Origin of the sequence: Acaryochloris marina MBIC11017 (assembly GCF_000018105.1) — a bacterium.
Taxonomy (GTDB): Bacteria; Cyanobacteriota; Cyanobacteriia; order Thermosynechococcales; family Thermosynechococcaceae; genus Acaryochloris; species Acaryochloris marina.
Genome location: NC_009925.1, coordinates 5,024,240 through 5,044,309, shown reverse-complemented (window position 1 = coordinate 5,044,309; position 20,070 = coordinate 5,024,240). Strand labels below are relative to the sequence as shown.

General features: G+C 47.8%; 13 protein-coding genes. 7 read left to right on the top strand and 6 right to left on the bottom strand.

The features are described from left to right. Positions 1–23 precede the first annotated feature (23 nt). Positions 24–1,010, top strand: a complete 987-nt coding sequence (locus AM1_RS22635; RefSeq protein WP_012165234.1) for an NADPH:quinone reductase — start codon at positions 24–26, stop codon at positions 1,008–1,010. Positions 1,011–1,027: 17 nt separating this feature from the next. Here the strand turns inward: AM1_RS22635 and AM1_RS22630 are convergent, their stop codons facing one another. The 5 genes from AM1_RS22630 to AM1_RS22610 form a co-directional block, all read right to left on the bottom strand. Beyond that, complete coding sequence (locus AM1_RS22630) at positions 1,028–1,492, bottom strand: GNAT family N-acetyltransferase (protein WP_012165233.1); 465 nt, start codon at positions 1,490–1,492, stop codon at positions 1,028–1,030. 27 nt (positions 1,493–1,519) lie between these two features. Beyond that, on the bottom strand, positions 1,520–1,771 hold the full coding sequence (locus AM1_RS22625) for a DUF3303 domain-containing protein (RefSeq protein WP_012165232.1): 252 nt from the start codon (positions 1,769–1,771) through the stop codon (positions 1,520–1,522). 36 nt (positions 1,772–1,807) lie between these two features. Continuing rightward, the gene (locus tag AM1_RS22620) at positions 1,808–2,662 is read right to left on the bottom strand and encodes a methylated-DNA--[protein]-cysteine S-methyltransferase (RefSeq protein ID WP_012165231.1); all 855 of its coding nucleotides are present in this window, start codon (positions 2,660–2,662) and stop codon (positions 1,808–1,810) included. Positions 2,663–2,994: 332 nt separating this feature from the next. After that, a complete protein-coding gene (locus AM1_RS22615; RefSeq protein ID WP_012165229.1) occupies positions 2,995–6,822 on the bottom strand; it encodes an AAA-like domain-containing protein in 3,828 nt (1,275 codons plus the stop codon). A gap of 13 nt (positions 6,823–6,835) precedes the next feature. Beyond that, positions 6,836–9,025: an AAA-like domain-containing protein gene (locus AM1_RS22610; protein WP_012165228.1), complete on the bottom strand. Its 2,190-nt coding sequence runs from the start codon at positions 9,023–9,025 to the stop codon at positions 6,836–6,838. 464 nt (positions 9,026–9,489) lie between these two features. On the opposite strand from AM1_RS22610, the gene AM1_RS37720 reads away from it, so the two are divergent. Then, complete coding sequence (locus AM1_RS37720) at positions 9,490–10,737, top strand: PulJ/GspJ family protein (RefSeq protein WP_012165227.1); 1,248 nt, start codon at positions 9,490–9,492, stop codon at positions 10,735–10,737. Positions 10,738–10,854: 117 nt separating this feature from the next. Here the strand turns inward: AM1_RS37720 and AM1_RS22600 are convergent, their stop codons facing one another. Beyond that, complete coding sequence (locus tag AM1_RS22600; RefSeq protein ID WP_012165226.1) at positions 10,855–12,198, bottom strand: glycoside hydrolase family 113; 1,344 nt, start codon at positions 12,196–12,198, stop codon at positions 10,855–10,857. Positions 12,199–12,454: 256 nt separating this feature from the next. Here AM1_RS22600 and AM1_RS22595 point away from each other — a divergent pair, with 256 nt between their 5' ends. From AM1_RS22595 to AM1_RS37715, 5 genes are all read left to right on the top strand, one after another. Then, a complete protein-coding gene (locus AM1_RS22595) occupies positions 12,455–13,255 on the top strand; it encodes an RNA polymerase sigma factor SigF (protein ID WP_010468858.1) in 801 nt (266 codons plus the stop codon). A 171-nt stretch (positions 13,256–13,426) separates the two neighbouring features. Further along, complete coding sequence (locus AM1_RS22590) at positions 13,427–14,833, top strand: CHAT domain-containing protein (RefSeq protein WP_012165224.1); 1,407 nt, start codon at positions 13,427–13,429, stop codon at positions 14,831–14,833. Positions 14,834–14,848: 15 nt separating this feature from the next. Further along, positions 14,849–15,703 (top strand): M28 family peptidase, encoded by an 855-nt coding sequence (locus AM1_RS22585; protein ID WP_012165223.1) that lies wholly within the window; start codon positions 14,849–14,851, stop codon positions 15,701–15,703. Between the two features lie 609 nt (positions 15,704–16,312). Continuing rightward, positions 16,313–18,115 (top strand): putative bifunctional diguanylate cyclase/phosphodiesterase, encoded by a 1,803-nt coding sequence (locus AM1_RS22580; RefSeq protein ID WP_012165222.1) that lies wholly within the window; start codon positions 16,313–16,315, stop codon positions 18,113–18,115. Between the two features lie 118 nt (positions 18,116–18,233). Then, positions 18,234–20,048: an EAL domain-containing response regulator gene (locus AM1_RS37715; RefSeq protein ID WP_012165221.1), complete on the top strand. Its 1,815-nt coding sequence runs from the start codon at positions 18,234–18,236 to the stop codon at positions 20,046–20,048. Positions 20,049–20,070: the final 22 nt, after the last annotated feature.

The window sequence follows — 20,070 nt, the reverse complement described above, 5'->3', positions numbered from 1 at the left end:
CAAACGCAACGGAAAAAGATGATATGAAGGCGATTTGGTACGAGGAACCGGGAGAAGCAGCCGCTGTTTTGCAATATGGCGACCTGGAACAGCCCTCCCCCGGCCCTGGGGAAGTCCTGGTTCGCGTCCATGCGTCTGGGGTTAATCCCTCGGATACTAAATTTCGCAGCGGTTGGATGGGGTTAAAGCAACCCTATCCTCGAACCATTCCCCATAATGATGGGGCAGGCATGATTGAGGCAGTGGGAGAGGGGGTTCCACCCTCGCGAGTCGGAGAACGGGTCTGGATTTATGAAGCCCAACGAGGTTCTGCCTGGGGAACGGCGGCGGACTATGTGGTTGTACCGGCTTATAAAGCAGTGCCGCTACCTGAGTCGTTCGATTTTGCAGCAGGAGCCAGTTTGGGTGTACCGGCGATGACAGCCCACTTTTCGGTCTTTAGTGATGGTGCCGTCGAGGACAAAACCATTCTGGTTCATGGTGGTGCAGGGGCAGTGGGGATGTATGCCATTCAGCTGGCTAAATGGGGCGGTGCCCGAGCAATTACCACGGTGAGTAATGAAGAAAAGGCTGAGACGGCAGCTCAATGCGGGGCCGATCTTGTCCTCAACTATCGCCAGGAGGATATTGTCGCCAGGGTGCGGGAATTCGTTGGCAAACGGGGATGCGATCGCATTGTCGATGTGGCTCTGGCGGCCAATATGGAAATCAACGCCAAGCTTGTGGCTCGTAATGGGGTGATTGCAACTTACGAATCGGGGAACACACCCCAGGTTACGATTCCGTTCTACGATCTGCTCTACAAGAATGCGGCTCTACGAACGGTGCTGGTATATGCCATGAGTGAGGAAGCCCATGCCGCAGCGGCCAGAGATATCAATCAAGCCATTAATGATGGTGCCCTGCAGGCGAAGATTGCGGCTCACTATCCCTTATCTGAAACGGCTCAAGCCCATGATGCGTTGGATAGTGGCCAACTTATCGGCAAGGTCGTGGTTGATGTAGCCTAAATTGAGGCGCTGTTACCCTAGTCCACGGTCTTAAGGACCTTGCGAAACACGATCTTGTCATCCCCAGCATCATAGAATTCACGAATTCTGGCTTCTTCTTCATAACCGCAGTGGCGATAAAACTGGCGGGTAGGTTCAAAATCTGGTACGCCTGAGGTTTCGACTAGGAGCAAACGCACACCTTGGGCGGTCAGGGTTTGCTCGACATGGTGAATTAGGGCGGTGCCTCGTCCTTGCCCCTGCCGTTCGGGGTGAATGGCAATAAACAGCAGGTTCCAGGTTCCGGTGGTCATCCGTTCGGAGGCGCAGTAGGCAACCCCGACGGGACCCTGCTCATCGTCCGTAAACCACAGTTCACCGTTGCCCTTGAAATAGTCAGCCACCATTTCCCCCAGGGTTTCCTGTTCCTCTGGCTGAAACCCAATGGCTTTAGCAATGGCCAGGATGGCCGTTTTATCTTTGGGTTGGGTCGGTCGAATCATGGCATGGTCCTAAACTCTGCGATCGGCTCATAATTGTGGCTTCTCGCCCAGCTCGATCACTTCAAAGGATACTAGATCTTCCCAGTGGGCGATCCACTGATCAAATAGGGCGATGTCTGAAGTTTCCATCAGTTGGAAGCATCGATTGCCGTTTGCTTCTAACCAGCTATCCAAATAGTGGAGACCGGACGGTAATAAACGTCCCTGCTGATGAAATCTTTCGTAGGCGAGGTCTCGGCAATTAGGCTTGAAGGTTTCGATCACCATAAATTTTGGCATGATCAGCGCTGATCTCTAGGTCAAGATTTTGCAGAGTTACTCCTTGATTTGGCTGGCTTCCCAACCCAGCATGGCTGCTTTTCGATCGCATCCCCAACGATAGCCTCCCAATTCTCCTGTTCTCCGAATCACCCGATGGCAGGGAATCAGATAAGCGATGGGATTACGGCCTACGGCATTACCAATGGCGCGAGCGGCGGTGGGTTTACCCATGGCGGTGGCTAAGGTTTGATAGGTGGTCAGTTCTCCTTGGGGAATTCTCAAGAGGGCTTGCCAGACTTGAATCTGAAAGTTGGTGCCTTTGAGGTGGAGGGCTAAGGGGGAGGAAGGAGAGGCGGCGAAGACTTGATCGCACACGTTCCCCGTTGCGGTTTGATCACGGATGATTTTGGCTTGGGGCCAGTCTGTTTGGAGCTGCTTTTGGCTCGCTTGTTCGTCGGCACTGGGCAAAAAATGAATGTTGCAAATACCACGGGGGGTAAGGGCAATTAGGCAATATCCAAAGGGGGTTTCGTGGATACCGTAGCGGATATTGAGCCCAGCCCCTCCTGCTCGGTATTCACCGGGAGACATGGCTTCTAGGGTGATGAATAAGTCGTGGAGTCGTCCTGGGCTGGATAGTCCTGACTCGGCGGTTAGGGCTAGCAGATTCTGGGACTGATCGATTCTCGATTTTGCATAGTCTAGAGTCAGGTATTGGAGAAAGCGTTTGGGGCTAATCCCTGCCCATTGGGTGAATAATCGCTGAAAGTGATAGTCGCTGAGGTTGACGTGCTGGGCGATGGTTGAAAGATTGGGCTGCTCTAGGTGATGCTGGCGAATAAAAGTAATGGCATCGGAGATGCGATCGTAGGTGTCTATCTCGCTGGCAATGGTATTTGGAGGAGGCATGGTGTTGAGTCAGTCAGTTTTCTCCGTCTACGGTATCGATCTTGAGCGGTAAAAACCACCCGTTTCTTGCGCAACTGGCAACACTTTTTCCATTCTCTAAGAATGAAGTCTTAAAAGTCCCTCTCCCAAGATTGGTAGGGTAAGGGCCATCAGACTCCATTTTTATACCAAAAAAGGTTTTTCTCCCTAGCCCTTCAGCTTATTACCTATAAGGCCAAGCATCCTCTGAACGCAACTCAGCAGCCATTGATTGCCTTGAAATTGTACAGATGGTAACGTTCTCCAAAACAGGGTAATCGTAGAATAGACCGTTCTGGGTTTGAAATGCTTTATCAAGATTTGGAGTGAGGAAATTCAAGTAATTTCAACGAAGTTTCTAAGTTTCTGTAGCTCTCAGTTATATGCATGGGTAAGTTCTGCAATTGCATTGCTAGCTGGAAAGGAATTTGATGAACCGAGAAAAATTTTGCTTGGCTATCTTGAAGTTGAGATGATCCTGTAACGCCATTGCAGACTTCTCTCTGCTTTTGACCAGTCGGATTGTTGGCAAAATAGTTGCCTAACCATTGGCAGCCCAATTCTCTTAAGTGTTCGAGGTCCATATTCCATAGCTTCACGGTGCGGTCATCACTCCCAGAAACGAGGGTCTGACCGTCGGAGCTGAAGGCCACGGAATTAACCGAAGAGCTATGTCCAGTGAAAGAGGCCAATTCCTTGCCCTGTCTATCCCACAGCTTCACAGTGCCGTCAGTACTCCCGGAGACGAGGGTCTGACCATCGGGGTTGAAGGCCACGGACATGACCGAATCGCCATGTCCCTTGAAGGAGGCCAATTCCTTGCCCTGTCTATTCCAAAGCTTTACGGTGCCGTCTCTACTCCCGGAGGCGAGGGTCTGACCATCGGGACTGAAGACCACAGAATTGACCGAATTGCCATGTCCGTTGAAGGAGGCCAGTTCCTTGCCCTGTCTGCCCCACAGCTTTACGGTGCCGTCAACACTCCCGGAGGCGAGGGTCTGACCATCGGGGCTGAAGGCCACAGAATTGACCGAATTGCCATGTCCCTTGAAGGAAACCAGTTCCTTACCCTGTCTATCCCACAGCTTCACGGAGCCATAATGACTCCCGGAGGCGAGGGTCTGACCGTCGGGGCTGAAGACCACAGACATGCCCAAATTGCCATGTCCGTTGAAGGAGGCCAATTCCTTGCCCTGTCTGTCCCACAACTTCATGGTGCCCTCAGAATCCTCGAAGGCAAGGGTCTGGCCATCGGGACTGAAGGCCACGGATTTGGCCCTACCGCCCGTGAAGGAAGCCAGTTCCTTGCCCTGTCTGCCCCACAGCTTCACGATGCCGTCAGTGCTCCTGGAGGCGAGGGTCTGACCGTCGGAGCTGAAGGCCACAAAGCTGACCGAATTGCCATGTCCCTTGAAGGAGGCCAGTTCCTTGCCCTGTCTATCCCACAGCTTCACAACACCTCTAATCCCCCCGGAAGCGAGGGTCTGACCATCGGGGTTAAAGGCCACAGACATGACCGAATCACCACGTTCAGTGAAGGAGACTAGTTCCTTGCCCTGTCTGTCCCACAGTTTCACGGTGTCGTCTCTACTCCCGGAGGCAAGGGTCTGGCCGTCAGGGCTGAAGACCACGGACATGACCGCATCACCATGTCCTGTGAAGGAAGCCAGTTCCTTGCCCTGTCTGTTCCACAGCTTCACGGTGCCGTCAGTACTGCCGGAGGCAAGGGTCTGACCATCGGGGCTGAAGACCACGGAATTGATGCTAGCGCCACGTTTTGTGAAGGAGGCCAGTTCCTTGCCCTGTCTGTCCCACAGCTTCACGGTGCCGTCAGAGCTCCCAGACGCGAGGGTCTGGCCATCGGGGCTGAAGACCACAGAATTGACCACATTACTATGCAACCAGGAACGTCCAGTGAAGTGTCCGGTGAAGGAGGCCAATTCCTTGCCCTTTCTATTCCACAGCTTTACGGTGCCGTCTCTACTCCCAGATGCGAGGGTCTGACCATCGGGGCTGAAGACCACGGACATGACCGAATTGCCATGTCCCTTGAAGGAGGCCAGTTCCTTGCCCTGTCTGTCCCACAACTTTACGGTGCCGAACCACCCCCCGGAAGCAAGGGTCTGACCATCGGGACTGAAGACCACGGAATTGATGCTAGTGCCATATCCCGTGCCTGTGAAAGAAGCCAGTTCCTTGCCCTGTCTATCCCACAGCTTCACGGTGCCGTCAGCACTCCCGGACGCGAGGGTCTGGCCATCGGGGCTGAATGTTACGGACCGGACCCCGACTCTATGACCGGTTAATTGATTCTGCTCTTTAATTCCATATACAATATTTTTAAGGATCGCAATAGACTGAATTCTCACCCTAGGTTGAACTTGTTTTAGCTCAATTAAATCCTTAAGTTTTTGGGCTACTTTGAGGCTTTCAACTAGTGAAGCAATCTCCAACCCACTTCCAAAAAGTTTCTCAGCATTGAGTGCTGCTGCTAAAAGTTCAGCATTATGCTGCCTCATTTCGGCCAAGCCAGTCTGGTATTTTGCTATTTTTGTTGCTTTTTCAGCTTCAGCTCTTTCTTGATTGGCTATTTCACTTTGTGTGATTGCAAAGCTTTTCTGGAATTCAGCTTCGGTTAGTAGACGTTCAGTTAAGTTTTGGGCTTTTTGAGCTTTTTCTCTCGCTATAACTTCCGCTTTGCGTGCTGAATTCACTTGCTGCAATCGACGCTTTGCAAGTAACGCTGACTTTTGAGCAAATTTCTTTTGCCGTTGAGCTTCGCGCGCTGCGTTTTTAGCTGCTTTTTCATTCCGGCGAGATTGTTCAAGGGCAATTTCAGTTTGTTTTTTGGCATATTCTTCATCATTAGCTTTTTGTTCAGCTCTTACTTCAGATTTTTGAGCTTCACTCTTTGCCAATCTAGCTTCATTCCTTTGATTAATCGCATAAACTGCTAAGCCTGACACTGCAACTGATACAGTTGACAAAAAAGCAATCAATGGCATCGCTGGCTTGAGTTTTTGCCACAAACTCTCTGGTAAATGTTGCTGAATCCACCTCCTATCAAAAACAGTTATATAAATAAGATTACGATTTTTAAGTAGTTCACCCTCTTTTCTCACCACCCCAGCGAGTTTCAGATGAGATATCACCAGAGATTGCTCTTCATCTTTAACAGGAGACTTATCACTTTGCACCTCCCGATAGGTCTTGAGAACTTTTACCCGATAAGACTTGAGGACCTCTTCTTCTAAATCTTCAGGTGCCCGCTTCGTCAACATATCCCGCACAAACTGCAGATTATTGTCTTTTTCGCTTTCCTCCGCCAGAAATGTGCGGCGAACTATCCGATCCACATCCGACTCTTGCCAATCCTGCTTCCCCTCATCTACCAGCGCCTTACACAGCCGTTGGGTGAGGTAAGGATGTCCCCCCGTCCACTTCAACACCCACCCCAATACTTGCTCTGCCTGCTGACTTTCTAATCCCAAACCTGTCGCCATTGGCAACACTTCAGCCTGGGTAAAATCAGTTAGCTCCACCCGTTCTCCCACATTAAAAGGCGTCCGCTTGGCGTCTTTAATCAAATCACTCGGCGTTGCCACCCCAATCAACACAAAGGACAGTCGATGTAACACTGGCTGTTTCGCCCTAGCCACATATAATCCCCGGATTGCTGCATAGAAATCATCCGCAAAACCCAAAGTCAGCGTGGTATCAATCTCATCAATAAAGATCACCACCGGGTCAGTCGTTTCTGGGATCACCACTTGCTCAAAAAAATGACTCAGCCGCTGGGTCCCTCCCAAATGTTGACGCGCTTGCCACCACTGATAGACATTCACCGACAGCACCAACTGATCAGCAATTTCAGTTAACAATCCCAAATACCATTGGTCCGCCGTCAACTGAGTCCCAATTGTAGTCAGGTCAATAATTACAGCAGCAATACCTTCCTCATAGAGCGTTTCTGCCGTCCGCATCATCAAACTGGACTTGCCCATCTGCCGTGGCGTCAACACATAGGCAAAAGTCGAGTCTCGGCAAAGCTGCAACAGGTCTTGGTCCGCCTGCCGAGGAATATACAGCCCCTGGGCATTCGCCTGCACGGTACCGCCAACGGTATAAATCTCAGTCCCCATACCCTCCCTCTACCTATTCCAGATGTGCCTTAAAGTAGTCCCCATAAAGCTGACAGCGGGGCAACTCTGCTTTCCCCTCCTGGCGAATTAGGCCCGCCGCACAGAGCAGCCGTACAATCCGCTCATCCTCGCATCGATTCTTCTGAACCGCCCCCAACATCCCCTGCACCAGTTCGGGCCGATCATATATTCGAAATAAGTGATACCGCAGATGATCACCAAAGGGTCCATCATCCCGATCTGCCTTCGCCAACACCTGATCCATCGACTTTTGACCACTGGCTACCAGATAAAGCGCCTTGCGAATTAGATAGGGATGGCCATTCAGCAGAGCAAATAACGCCCGCTCCTGTTCGGCGGTTAAAGGCGAACCATGCCGTTGGTTCAAATCCGCCACCTGCGCCGCCGTAAAGTCTTTCAGAGAAATCACTTCCCCCACGTTGAAGGGCGACTGGTGCAAATCTGCGATCAGGTGATAGGGCTCCGTCGCTGTCACCAGCACCAGATCAAACTGCTTCCACACCTTCATCGCGGGCAAAGGTAACCCCCGATTGTTGTGCCAATTCCGCAACATGGCAAAGAAATCCGACCGAAACTTGCGATCAAAAATCCGATCCACCTCATCCATCGCCAGCACAAACGGATGCTTTAGCTCCCGCAGCACATAAGTCTGCATATACCGAGTACAGCGCTGGTTATTCCCCAACTCATCCTGCCAAAAGTCCTCAATTCGGTTTGGCAGTTCCAACTGCTCTGTAATCGTCAGGCAAAACTGCTGATAAAACCGATCCGCATCCCCCAAAGCCGCATCATCAAACAACTGAAAATCAATATAAGCCACTCGCTTATCTGCCTGAATCGCCTGATCGACGGTCTTTAGCAGCAAGGAACTCTTGCCCATCTGGCGCGGTCCCTTAATCGTCACTGTCACTCCCTGCCGCTGAATTGCTGCCAAGGCAATCTGGTCCCCCTGGCGCTCCACATAAAACTGCGACTCCGGGTCCATCGACCCCTCCGGCATTTCCAGCGTTGGGGGTTGGGCCGAAGGCAGGGGCTGCGGAATCTCAGCCTTATCTGCCGTCGGCAGTTGGACCAGATCTTGTTTGGCCCTATCCGAAGCAATCGACAAGGATTCGCCAGCAATGGCCCGCTCCAGTTCTGCCAATAATTGGGGCGTATCTTCCGACTGCTCCCAAAACGCCCAGTTAATTGGATTTAGGTAAGCACTGAGGGGATAGGTAAACGGCTCCCGATAATTGACCCGAACAGGCAGAATCGCAGGCTTACCCAATTCACTTCCCAGCCGATTCGCCGTTTCCACCTCCCCCTGAACCATCTCACTTCCCACCGCCGAAGCCGACAATAACGTAATCAAAAAATCCGACTGTCGGAGTTCCCGCTCAATCTTCTCGGCCCACTTTGTGCCCACCGCCATGCTCTGATCGATAAACACTTCATGGCTTTGGCCCAAATGCTGATAAATCGCCAAAGCCAACTGTTCATCCGGTACAGCATCCCGTTTATAGCTGATAAAAATCCGGGCTTTTCCCTCCCCCGACAAAGGGTTGTTGGCAGTCTTATTCTCAGATTCAGGCTTTTGCGCAGATGACGGGTTAATCCGTTGAACAGAGTTTGGGGAGGAGCCTGGTCCTGGCGATTTCAACTTCGGCGTAGCCGTCTCGTCAATCCCTTCCAGGGCAATGGCCGACAACCCAAATTCAAAGGCATCTTCGTAGGAGCGGTCTGCGCCCAAGCCATCATAAAACCCCACAGCAAACTCAATGGCCGCCCGGTCGCCGATGGCATTACTCATACCAATCACATAGCTAATATATTTGTGGATCGCCTTCGATTGAGCCTCTGAATAGCAGGCATTAAGCAAGACACATTCCACATTTGCTTGCACCAGCTTAAACAGTCCGCCCAGCGCCTTCCCAGTAACCAGCTTTATCTGCCCCGCATTGTTCTCCAGGGCTAATCCCTCAGCCCCAGCCCCATGGCCACAGAAATGGACTATTTGCGGTTCATAATCCAACAGCGCCCGTCGTAAATCGCTGGGACGAACCGCCCACCGAGACACAATTTCAAACTGGTCTCGACTGCGCGATCGCTGCAGCCCTTCCTGAATTTCCCGCACCTCTTCATCCAATCTGAGCTGATTGGTGTTCTTAGGATTGGCTGCCAAAATCAGGATTTTTCTCACCGAGTCCCCACAACCTCCAGTTCCGTCACATCACCCAAGACTTATCAGTCTTTTTTTCAGAATATATGCAAACCTAGACCGTTTAAAGTCTTCAGAAGATCAGAGTCGCGACATTAATTCATTTGCACGGATATTGATAGCAAACGCCCAGTAGAATTCAGCCCTCAATCCCCATCCAATTCCCAAACTTATTCATCTCTGTACCACACAGTCATTTATCCAATCAACCTACTCACAAGGGATAGCAACCAGCATTTAAGTTAACGTCTTCTTCACTTCACAACGGATTGCACAACTCCATATTTAATAGGCATTTTTCAATCGAAGAGGGTGCAAAAAATAAATCCAGCTATTCTCAAGGCACAAAAAAATAAATCTAGCTATTCTAAAAAAGCTAAAAAAATCAGCAACAACGATTCGCTCTTTAATAAATCTACTTTTATACTCTCTTGGCATAATATTTTATGGCTATCAAGCCCGTGCATAAAAGGCAAATCGACCGTCCATCGATAGCAGGATTTACCCTAACGGAGTTGTTGGTGGGGGGTGTCATCAGCTTTTTTCTCATCACCCTAAGTGGCTATGGTTTGGTCTCCATCATCACCACCAGCACCACCACCAACGCTCAAAACGAACGTCGCGTAGAACTGAATCGAGCTGGAGACTTTATAGCCCAGGAAATCAGAACAGCCGCCACAATTGTCCAGGATGCCTCTATCAGTTCTGAACAACCCATCGAATTCTTGTCAGGTATCAGCCCAGACATATCCCAAGTTCAGCCCGTCCTGATGCTAAGAATGGCTCAGACCAACCTCATCCCCATCGTCTACTATCTCGCTACACCCCCTAACGGTATTTGGCAGGGTCCTAAAGCAATCTATCGGTGGGGGCCTGCCTATGACGATCAGGGGACCTATATCAATCCTGATGCCCCAACCCAATGGCCCCATGAGCCCCTCATTGATCTGATTGAAAGTGAAGGCTCCCTGCCCACCTGTGAAACCAACTGGGTCGGTTCGGGCACCCCTGGATTCTATGTCTGCGTTAATGCCACGGGCGACATCGCCAAAGTCTATCAAACCGGCAGAATTAACAAAGTCTTGGCGCAAACGGATACTTACCGATATAGCTCCACAACCGCTATCCGTGCCCTAGAATTTGCCCAGACTTCTGGAACTTCATTGGGGACAACCAATTCAACTGCATGTCTTCTAGTCATGGATGAAGACAGCATAGACAGCGATATCCCCACCATTCAAGACGCTGCCCAAAACAAAGGCATTAGCGTGAATGCCTTGATTAATAAAAATAACCCGACCCAGCTAGGGAATCCTACTTTTCTCTGGAATACCAGCTATACCGGAGACATCGTGACTATCCCCACTGGGCAAACAGGCGATGAAGGTGTCTTTTCTCTGCCCCAGACCTTGAATGGTCAAAACGGCCCCTTATCCCTCAATGATTTTTTAGCTGGGAATCTGCCTCAAACCAATCTCGATGAAGTCCTGAACATTCAGCCCTTAGGCAATGCTCAACTCAATGATTTAGTGGGACAATCCTGTACTGCAATTGTCTATGACAGTGATATCTCCATTAACGTTGATCCACTGCAAGCAAATTTACAAGGTGCCCGCCTTGGACGGTTTAATTTCACAGTTCAGGCCGTTGTCCCCAGTTCTGAGCTGAGTAAACTCACGATACGTGTTGATTAGACCCTCTCGAAGGTGGGAACCAAAGAAAGGACTAAATGGGCTCAAATCACCCCAATCTGGGCTGTTTAGCTAGAAGAAAATATTCCACATCCTGCAGCCCCCCTCTTGCTGGGTGATCTACTTCTTCAAAAACTTCTGCAAGATTTTTTGCAATGGATCGACAGGTGAGTCATTCAAAATCAGCACAAAGGGCTCCAAGGATTGGTGATCGGGTTGGGTAGATATTTTCCAGTACAGAATGCCCTGCAGCAAATTGGGATAGTGCTTTTTGACGGTTTGATAGAGGGCTTGCACCGCCAATACCCGTTCCTGATCATTCGTAGGCTGCATCGTCCATAAAATCACCTCTTGTTGCCCTGGCTTCCCAACTAAGGAAAAGCCCCTATAACTCCAAGGAGCGAGAGTATTTTGGTCCCAGCGAGTGTAGCCTAACTCCGTAAAAATCACAGGCTTATTTCGAATAGACTGGTCTCGGCGAAAGGCATCCATATCCCCCAGAATTTTCCGCCATCCTGACGAGAGCTGCTGCTTTAACTGGCGTTGATTTCGGAATTGAGGTTGCGATCGCAACGGAAAATACGCGTTCACCCCAATCACATCCAAAGCATCCCAAAACCCCACCGACTGATATTGATCAAAATTCGCTGCATAGGTGAGTTTGCCAGAATAAATCTGGCGAGTGTGCTGAATCAATTGCCGCCAGTGCCGATCCAAACGTTGCCGACGACGGTTAATCGCAGCAATCGGATCCACTTCCCCTGGATAACTCACCTGTTTAGCCCAGGCTTGCCAAGCCTTCAGTCGCTCCTCTAAAAACGCTTCTAAAGTGGGAAATTGATACCCCCCTTTCAGCTGCAGTTCGGCAAAGGGAATCCGATCTTTATACTTCAGCAGATTATGGATCAGCGCCCGCTGCTCAATTGGGTCGAGGTAGTAGCGCTCTAAATCCGGCACATCCTGTACTGGCAACGTGGAAGTCAAGGCATTCATTTCACTACCAATTCCCACCATATCGACCCCCTCCGCTTCTGCAATTTCCGCCCATTGGGCGACAAATGTGGTGTAGGTCTCAAACCAATCAGCCAGTTGGGCATCCGTCTCCGGCATCGTTAGTCCATGCCAGATGAAATTATTGTGAGGATAGGCATGATCCAAGGCCAGCCGCAAAATCAAAACGACATTTAGTCCCGCCGCTTTAGCCGCCCGAATTTCTTGCAGCACCCCCTCATCTTCAGCGTCATATCTGAGGTTAGGTGAATCCCATTCGGCTTGGGTGGCGTAGACCGTCACCTCCACCGTATTCATATCCGCTGATTTCAGTTCCTTTACCCAAACGGATGCATCCGGTTCATTAACCTGAGTTCCCCCTAAATAAAACGGCCACGCCGGACTAGCCTGACTCAAAAAAATCACAATGGGCCATAAAATAGCCAGGATTAACCAGCGAAACCTAAACTTCATTAAAAATTTTTTTTCCTTGCATTTCCTTTATTCTATCCAAATAAAATTGTTCGCTGATCCCCCTATGCCAGTTCTCACAAGCTTTTCAGGATCTTCTTATTTTCAGCTCATGATTCATATTCATGCAAAGCTCCGTAGAAATGCGGAAAAATCACAACCCAAAAAGTTTGATATTCCCGTGTTTTAACGATGGTTTTCCGAGTTCAGGATCTTCATAATGATTTTCAGATACAGGAAAACAGGACTTTAAAAAACGATGGCTTATCAAACTTCTCTTCAATCGCAAACCATGGAACTTCTGGTCGCTTATCGCCAAAAGCCTTCCGTTCAGCTCAGAAACCGCCTCGTGCGATTGAATATGGGTCTCGTTCGCAAGGTCGCTCACCGTCTGACCCACCAGTGCGCTGAGCCCTACGAAGATCTAGAGCAATGCGGATTTCTAGGTTTGATTACTGCCATCGAGCGCTTTGACCCCTCCCAAGGATATGCCTTCAGTTCCTTCGCAGTGCCTTACATTCGCGGCGAAATCCTCCACTTCCTTCGCGACCGTGCTAACACCGTTCGCATCCCCCGCCGCTGGCAACAGCTCAGCCGGGATGCTGCCAAAGCCAGACAAGCCCTTACCATGGAATTGGGTCGTCAGCCCAACGATCAGGAAATCGCTGATGCCCTTAGCCTCTCCATGCAAGAATGGCGTTCGGTTAAACTCGCCACCACCAATCGCGTTCCCCTTAGCCTCAACGCTCGGGTCTCCTCTGGTCACTCTCAGTCTGACTCCGCTATGACCCTAGGTGACACCCTGATGGATGTTCATAGCCAAATCCTGCAGGCCAACCAAGAAGATCGCATCGAACTTCAGCAAGCCTTAAACCAGCTCGAAGATCGGACCCGAATTATGATTGAGTCCGTCTTTTTCCAGCAGCTCTCTCGCCAAGAAGTGGCCAAGCGCATCGGTGTCAGCTCCGTCACTGTTACTCGCAACATGAAGAAGGGCATCGACAAGCTAATCGATTTACTCCAACAGCAACAGCCTAACGCTCTGCAAACGGAACACTAAACACTTCCTCTCTAAACATAGGACATGCATCTTCCCTGTAGGCTTAAAGCCTACAGGGAATTTCTTTTGTTCCCCATCTGCAAGGGTTCATCCTTCACGACGCCATTTGGAATCGTCTAGCCATGCCTTTACCCTTAAACTGAGAAGTAAGACTTTACACGGGGTTTAGATATGCCGGGCCAGAATCCGACCCTTAATCAAGCCAGACGAAGGGGGATGCGATCGCACCAACGATTCCTCCAATTTCAAGTTCATCTTCCCCGCCTTATTGGCCTGATTAGCCTCTGCAGTATCTGGACCTATGCTCTGCCAAGTTCAGCCGAATATAACCGCCCATTTATCCCTCCCAAAGTCACCCAAAATTTCTTGGCCATGGAGCGGAGCTTCGAAAAAGAATTTGAAACTTACTTTGGCGAAGATCTCGCAGATGTTACCCAAGATCCGACAGAAGTTGCCCAAACCCTGAGCCGTATTAGTCAAACCACTGGAACCCATCCAGGGGTCTTGTGGATCATGCCTCGTGAAGATCATTTACATCTAGTCTTGCTATTACCCGGCGGCCAGCCCATTATTCGAGATCTCTACGATGTCCCACGCGCAAAACTTCTGAAAACCGTCGCGACCTTCCGAGAACAAGCCAAAGATCCTGGTCAGTGGGACCTAGCACCTGCTCAACAGCTTCATGAGTGGCTGATTGCCCCCTTTGAAAAAGAGCATCTTCAAGCAGCCAATATTGATACCTTATTGTTTTGCTTAGGCAGTGGACTCCGAGGCCTACCTTTAGCCGCCTTACACGATGGCGAACAATACCTCGTCGAGCAGTATAGCCTCACCAATATTCCGGCCTTCAACTTAATTCAAACCGAATATACCCCTCGTAATCAGGGAAGAATCTTAGCCGGTGGAGCCTCAGAATTTTTGCAACTAGAGTCTTTACCATCCGTTCCCACAGAAATTGCAGCTATTTTGACCTTTCTCCAGGCCCGTCTTCCAAACCAATCCCAGTGGCAGGGCCAAGCCTTACTCAATCGCAATTTCACCCTCAAGAACCTCAAAACTCAGTTAAGCGAGCAAACCTACAATATTATTCATCTCGCCACCCATGCCGAATTTAATCCTGGTCAACCCCACCAGTCATTTATCCAGTTCCGAGATACCCAACTCCGATTAGACCAAATGAATACCCTAGACTGGTCCAAGCCCAGCCTCGATCTCTTGGTTCTAAGTGCCTGTAAAACAGCACTAGGGGATCAAACTGCCGAGTTAGGATTTGCTGGTATCGCCCTCAAAGCAGGGGTTAAAACAGCTTTAGGAAGCCTCTGGTACGTCAGTGATGTCGGCACCCTAGCCATTATGAGCGAATTTTATCAACAGTTGCCTCGCCACAAGACCAAATCAGAAGCCCTGCGTCAAGCCCAATTGCGGATGCTTCGAGGTCAAATTCAAGCCCAAAATGGACAACTCACCCTTTCCAATACGCCTTTATCTTTACCCAGCGAAGTTTCAGATATTTCCAATATCGATTTCACCCACCCCTTCTATTGGTCAGGCTTTACGATGATCAGTAGTCCTTGGTAAATCAGGTGACGGTCTATGGGCAGTCCCCTACAAAAACGGCTCCTACAACATTTATCTCACCTAGCGCGAGAACGCGATCCCTATCTCGCAACAGCTGGACATTTTTTTGTCAAAGAGTACATCTACCAAGAACTCAGTCAATGGGGAACCGTGCGTCGCCATTCCTTTAGAACCCTCAAAAAAGTTGCCAAAAGTATTCATGAAAACCTGATCTTGTCCTTACCGGGCCGCCAGTCTCTGCCCCCCATACTGATTGGCGCTCATTTTGATGGCGTCCCCGGATCGCCTGGAGCAGATGACAATGCCACCGGAGTCGCCGTCCTCCTAGAACTCGCTCAGCACTTCCATCACCATCCCGCTCGTCATCCCATCCACATAATTGGCTTTGATCTAGAAGAATATGGACGATTGGGGAGCCAAGCCTATGCCCAAGAACTCAGGCAAACCAACACCCGCATCACCACCATGATCAGCCTAGAGATGCTGGGCTATATTGACGCAAGAAAGCATACTCAGCGATATCCTCCGGGACTTAAGTATTTGTATCCTTCCACTGGCAATTTCATTGCCCTGCTTGGCAATCTTCGCTCCATTCCCACCATGTTCAAAATGTCCACTCACTTCAAGCGTAATGGTGCACCTTGCGAGTGGCTTCCTGTCCCCTTACGCGGCACTCCCATTCCCGATACCCGCCGTAGCGATCATGCCTCATTCTGGGATTATGGGTATTCTGCAGTGATGGTGACGGATACAGCCGACTCCAGGAATCCCCACTACCACAAACCCAGTGATACCATTGCCACCCTCAACCTAGAGTTCCTAGAGTCCATCTACATTGGCTTGGTGCAGGCCATCCAAAATGGAATGTAGTCAAGTCATTCTCGAACAGAAAATCAAGCTTGATTCGTAAAGCAGCAGGTGATTTCGATGAGCCTTATCAAACCTATTTTATAGAGAAAACCTAAAACCAACAGCACTCAATACAGGTTCAATACATGGCACAAATTTAAGTCATTTTATTTTCAATAAAACACCATTATATTCTTTCCTGATTGACTAAATATTATATCTTCACACACTAAAAAAATCTCAAGAGAATATTTCCATTTCAAAGATTTAACAAAATCAAATCTAAGAAACATAAACTATAAAACTCGATATTTTTTCTTCATCCACCAGTAATTAAAATTCTCTATCCATAAGAAGTTAATAACAAATGGAGCTTAGCTAATAGATATTTTTCCGCCATTGAAATTGATTCATGTCCTGACTAGTGTTTTTTCAAAAAATCAGGCTAAAAAATAAGTACTATCACTGAGGTCAGTCAACTATTTATATGAGATCAAGAAGCTAGAATAGTTAGTTTTACGGAGGAGATGGAGGGTAAAGCATAAACAGAATTGCGTACTCCTGCGGTTATTTTCCTCATGATATTGCGTTATACCTTAAGACATTATTACGAAATCCAGGTTTATTCCAATGTATGCTGGTGGGACTCAAATTTTGATCATTGAGGATGATGACCAAGATGTAGAAATTGTTAGAAAATTGCTGAGTTTAAACAAAAGCGCAATTACACTCAAACATCGTCGGACACTCTCCACAGGAATTACCTTTCTACATGAAGTTAACTCCATTGACTTGGTCTTATTGGATCTTTGTCTATCAGATACCCAGGGTCTAGAAACATTTCATAAGATTCACGAAATGTTCCCCAGTCTGCCACTGGTTATCCTTTCTGGGAATACAGATGAAACGATAGCTATAGAAGCAATGCAGGATGGGGCTCAAGACTTTTTAGTCAAAGGACGCTTTAACAGCACTCTTCTATCTCGCACCATTCAATATGCATTAGAAAGACAAAAACAGCAACTAGAGCTGCAGTATAAAAACACAACATTATTAGCCCTTTCAGAACAACTAGAAATTGCCAATCGTGAACTAGAACGGTTGGCTACCATGGATGGGTTAACACGAGTTTATAATCGACGTCAGTTCGATTCTGTCTTTGAACGAGAGTGGCATCGTTTATGTCGTGAAGAGCAACCGCTATCAGTAATTCTGGGCGATGTCGATCATTTCAAAGCCTATAACGATGCTTATGGCCATCAAGCAGGAGACCAGTGTTTACAGCAAGTTGCTCAAGCCATTGCTAGAATTGCCCAACGTCCCGCAGACTGTGTAGCCCGCTACGGGGGCGAAGAATTTGTAGTGTTGCTCCCTAACACGGATCTTTCTGGGGCATTACACGTTGCAGAAGCAATTCGGGAAGAAGTTGAGGAACTCAACATTCCCCACCGCAATTCATCAGTGAGTAAGCACATCAGCCTCAGTTTGGGAGTTGCCAGCCTAATACCAAACGAAGACATTCCCGCTTCAAGCCTGATTCAATCTGCAGATCAAGCCTTGTATACAGCTAAGGATCTTGGTCGAAACCAGGTCACCGCAAACACATCTGATTCTACAAATCCCAGACAACTAGCCAACCAAACATTATTGTGGACCCGGAGGATAGAGCAAGCCTTGGAAAAAGATTATTTCCAGCTCTATGCTCAACCTATCCACCCCCTCAGCCAAAATCGAGAGAAACAATGTTTTGAAATTTTACTGCGCCTATGTGATCAACCCAGCACAGTCATAACACCTGGTTTGTTCTTACCCATCGCAGAACAAAATGGCTATATGAATCGCATCGATCATTGGGTTATTGAGCATCTATTTGCAGATCTCCAGAAAATTAAAGCAACTATGGAGCAAAATACTCAATTTTTTATTAATTTATCGGCCAGAAGCTGTAATAATGGACAACTTATAGAATTTTTGCAACAACAGCTCACTCGTTTCAACTTATATCCAGAAGACTTTTGTTTTGAAATTAGTGAAAGCGTTGCCCTGAAGAACATAGCCAATGCAGCCAAACTCAGTAACGAGTTAAACGCAATCGGCTGTCAAGTTGCCCTAGATGATTTTGGTAATGGCTTATCTTCTTTCATGCATCTTAAGTCTATTCCCGCGGACTATCTTAAAATTGATGGCTCCTTTGTCAAAGATATAGGCTCTGATCCAGTGGCTACAGAAATTGTCGGAGCCATCCATCGACTTGCAAAAAGTATGGGTATGCAAACAATTGCGGAGTATGTGGAATCTGAGCTTATCCTCGACACAATATCCAGTTTTGGGATCGATTTTGCTCAAGGTCATTATTATGCCCAAGCCCAACCCCTGATTGAAACCTTAGTGACTTATCAATCTATTCCATTTCGTCAAGGAGCCGAAAGTTAATCGTTCCATCCGAAATGAGAAGTACCTTACTTCCAAATGCATCAAAAACCGCATAAAACAGAGAATAGGAAGCAGGTCTTTTTTTATTGAATGTAGATTTGCATTTAAGGGGGAGAAAATGCGATCAAGAAAAATACATGTATTAATCATTGAAGATGACGAACAAGATGCCAATATCGTTCGCCGTTATTTAGATAACATGCCTCAACTACCGTTAATACTCCAACATAAGCACACTGTACGGGAAGGCATCCATGTTTTACAAAACAACGATTTTATTGATCTAATCCTACTAGATCTCACTTTATCTGATGCCAAAGGTTTAGATACATTCCATCAAATTCATCAAGCTTTTCCACAAAAGCCTCTGATCATTCTGAGTGGCAATTCAAACCCAGAAATCATTAAAAAAACCCTACATGAGGGAGCAGTAGACTTCTTAATTAAAGGAACTTTCGATAGCCCCTCTTTATGTTACTCCATTCAACATGCTTTAGAACTCCAGAAACAAAAACTAGAGCTAGAGCTTCAGAATAGTACTCTTCAATCATTATCGAAACAACTAGAAATAGCTCAGGCTGAAATCAAGAAACTTAAAACAATTGACTCTCTAACTAAGTTTTATAATCGAACTCAGTTTGATGACGTTTTCCTATCTGAATGGAAAAGACTACAGCGAGAAGAACAACCCTTAGCTCTCATTCTTTGCGAGCTAGACCCGATAGCGACTGAGATGGATCCAGTTTCAACAACCTGGGAAGATCATACGTTGCATAAAATCGCTGAGATCATGTTCCACACCATTAAGCGTCCAGCAGATTGTGTCGCTCGATATAGTGAAAATCAATTTGTAATCTTGTTACCCAATACTGATATTTTGGGAGCAACCTTCATTGCAGAAGCCATCCGCATTCAAGTTCAAAAACTTGGCATAGCTTATCTTTCTAGCCCATACCATCAACCCATCACCCTCAGTTTTGGAGTCACAGGCCATATCCCAAGGCATCCAGAAGCGCCCTCTTTATTGATTGAAGCTGCACACCAAGCATTGATAGGCGCTAAAGCGCGTGGAAGGCATCAGGTCAATTGGCAAACCATTCGGGACATCAAATCGGAGTTATACACTCGCCAAACATTACATTGGGTGAGCAAGTTACATCAGGCATTACAAAACGATCTGTTTCAGCTCTATGTTCAACCCATTCACCCATTAAATAGAACAAGTAGCATAGAGCGTCTCGACATCTTACTCAGACTCTGTGATCAATCAGGCAGAGCTTATGCACCCGAAATGTTTCTGCCCAGGATTGAACAGTATGATTTTATGGCTCAGATTGACCAGTGGGTGATTGAGAACTTGTTATTAGAACATACACAGATTTATTCAAATAGAAAGTTTGACGCTGTTTATTTTATTAAACTCTCAGCAGCAACCTGTAAGGCAGGAAATCTATCTGAGCTGGTACAACAACAGCTCAATCTATACGATTTCCCAGCGAATCACCTTTGCTTTGCAATCTCAGAATCAGTCGCCTTGAAGGATTTATCCTCAGCAGTGCAGCTGGCACAATCCCTTAAAGCATTAGGCTGTCAGATTGCCATAGATGATTTTGGTGTAGATTTCAAGACGCTTAGACGGCTTAGACCGATGAACGCAGATTACATAAAAATCAACGGAGAATTGGTTGAAAGCATTACTACAGATCCCATATTGCATGGAATTGTAGGGTCAATAAAGCGTGTGGCTGATGTTATGAATTCAAAAATTATTGCCAAGCAAGTTAAATCAGAGGTGACCCTTAACTCGCTAGATAACTTAGGAATTAACTATGCCCAAGGGAATCATTTTGAACAGTCCCTTCCCCTTGAACAGTACATCAGTAGCAACCCTCACCGATGGCTTACTAATTTAGATGCATGTCTTTCACCCTAGAAGCATGAATACAGCAGCCAGT

Excerpts from the sequence above, each read along its gene's own strand:
- AM1_RS22635 (WP_012165234.1), top strand. The coding sequence starts at position 24 with ATGAAGGCGATTTGGTACGAGGAACCGGGAGAAGCAGCCGCTGTTTTG.
- AM1_RS22630 (WP_012165233.1), bottom strand. The coding sequence starts at position 1,492 with ATGATTCGACCGACCCAACCCAAAGATAAAACGGCCATCCTGGCCATT.
- AM1_RS22625 (WP_012165232.1), bottom strand. The coding sequence starts at position 1,771 with ATGCCAAAATTTATGGTGATCGAAACCTTCAAGCCTAATTGCCGAGAC.
- AM1_RS22620 (WP_012165231.1), bottom strand. The coding sequence starts at position 2,662 with ATGCCTCCTCCAAATACCATTGCCAGCGAGATAGACACCTACGATCGC.
- AM1_RS22615 (WP_012165229.1), bottom strand. The coding sequence starts at position 6,822 with ATGGGGACTGAGATTTATACCGTTGGCGGTACCGTGCAGGCGAATGCC.
- AM1_RS37720 (WP_012165227.1), top strand. The coding sequence starts at position 9,490 with ATGGCTATCAAGCCCGTGCATAAAAGGCAAATCGACCGTCCATCGATA.
- AM1_RS22600 (WP_012165226.1), bottom strand. The coding sequence starts at position 12,198 with ATGAAGTTTAGGTTTCGCTGGTTAATCCTGGCTATTTTATGGCCCATT.
- AM1_RS22595 (WP_010468858.1), top strand. The coding sequence starts at position 12,455 with ATGGCTTATCAAACTTCTCTTCAATCGCAAACCATGGAACTTCTGGTC.
- AM1_RS22590 (WP_012165224.1), top strand. The coding sequence starts at position 13,427 with ATGCCGGGCCAGAATCCGACCCTTAATCAAGCCAGACGAAGGGGGATG.
- AM1_RS22585 (WP_012165223.1), top strand. The coding sequence starts at position 14,849 with ATGGGCAGTCCCCTACAAAAACGGCTCCTACAACATTTATCTCACCTA.
- AM1_RS22580 (WP_012165222.1), top strand. The coding sequence starts at position 16,313 with ATGTATGCTGGTGGGACTCAAATTTTGATCATTGAGGATGATGACCAA.
- AM1_RS37715 (WP_012165221.1), top strand. The coding sequence starts at position 18,234 with ATGCGATCAAGAAAAATACATGTATTAATCATTGAAGATGACGAACAA.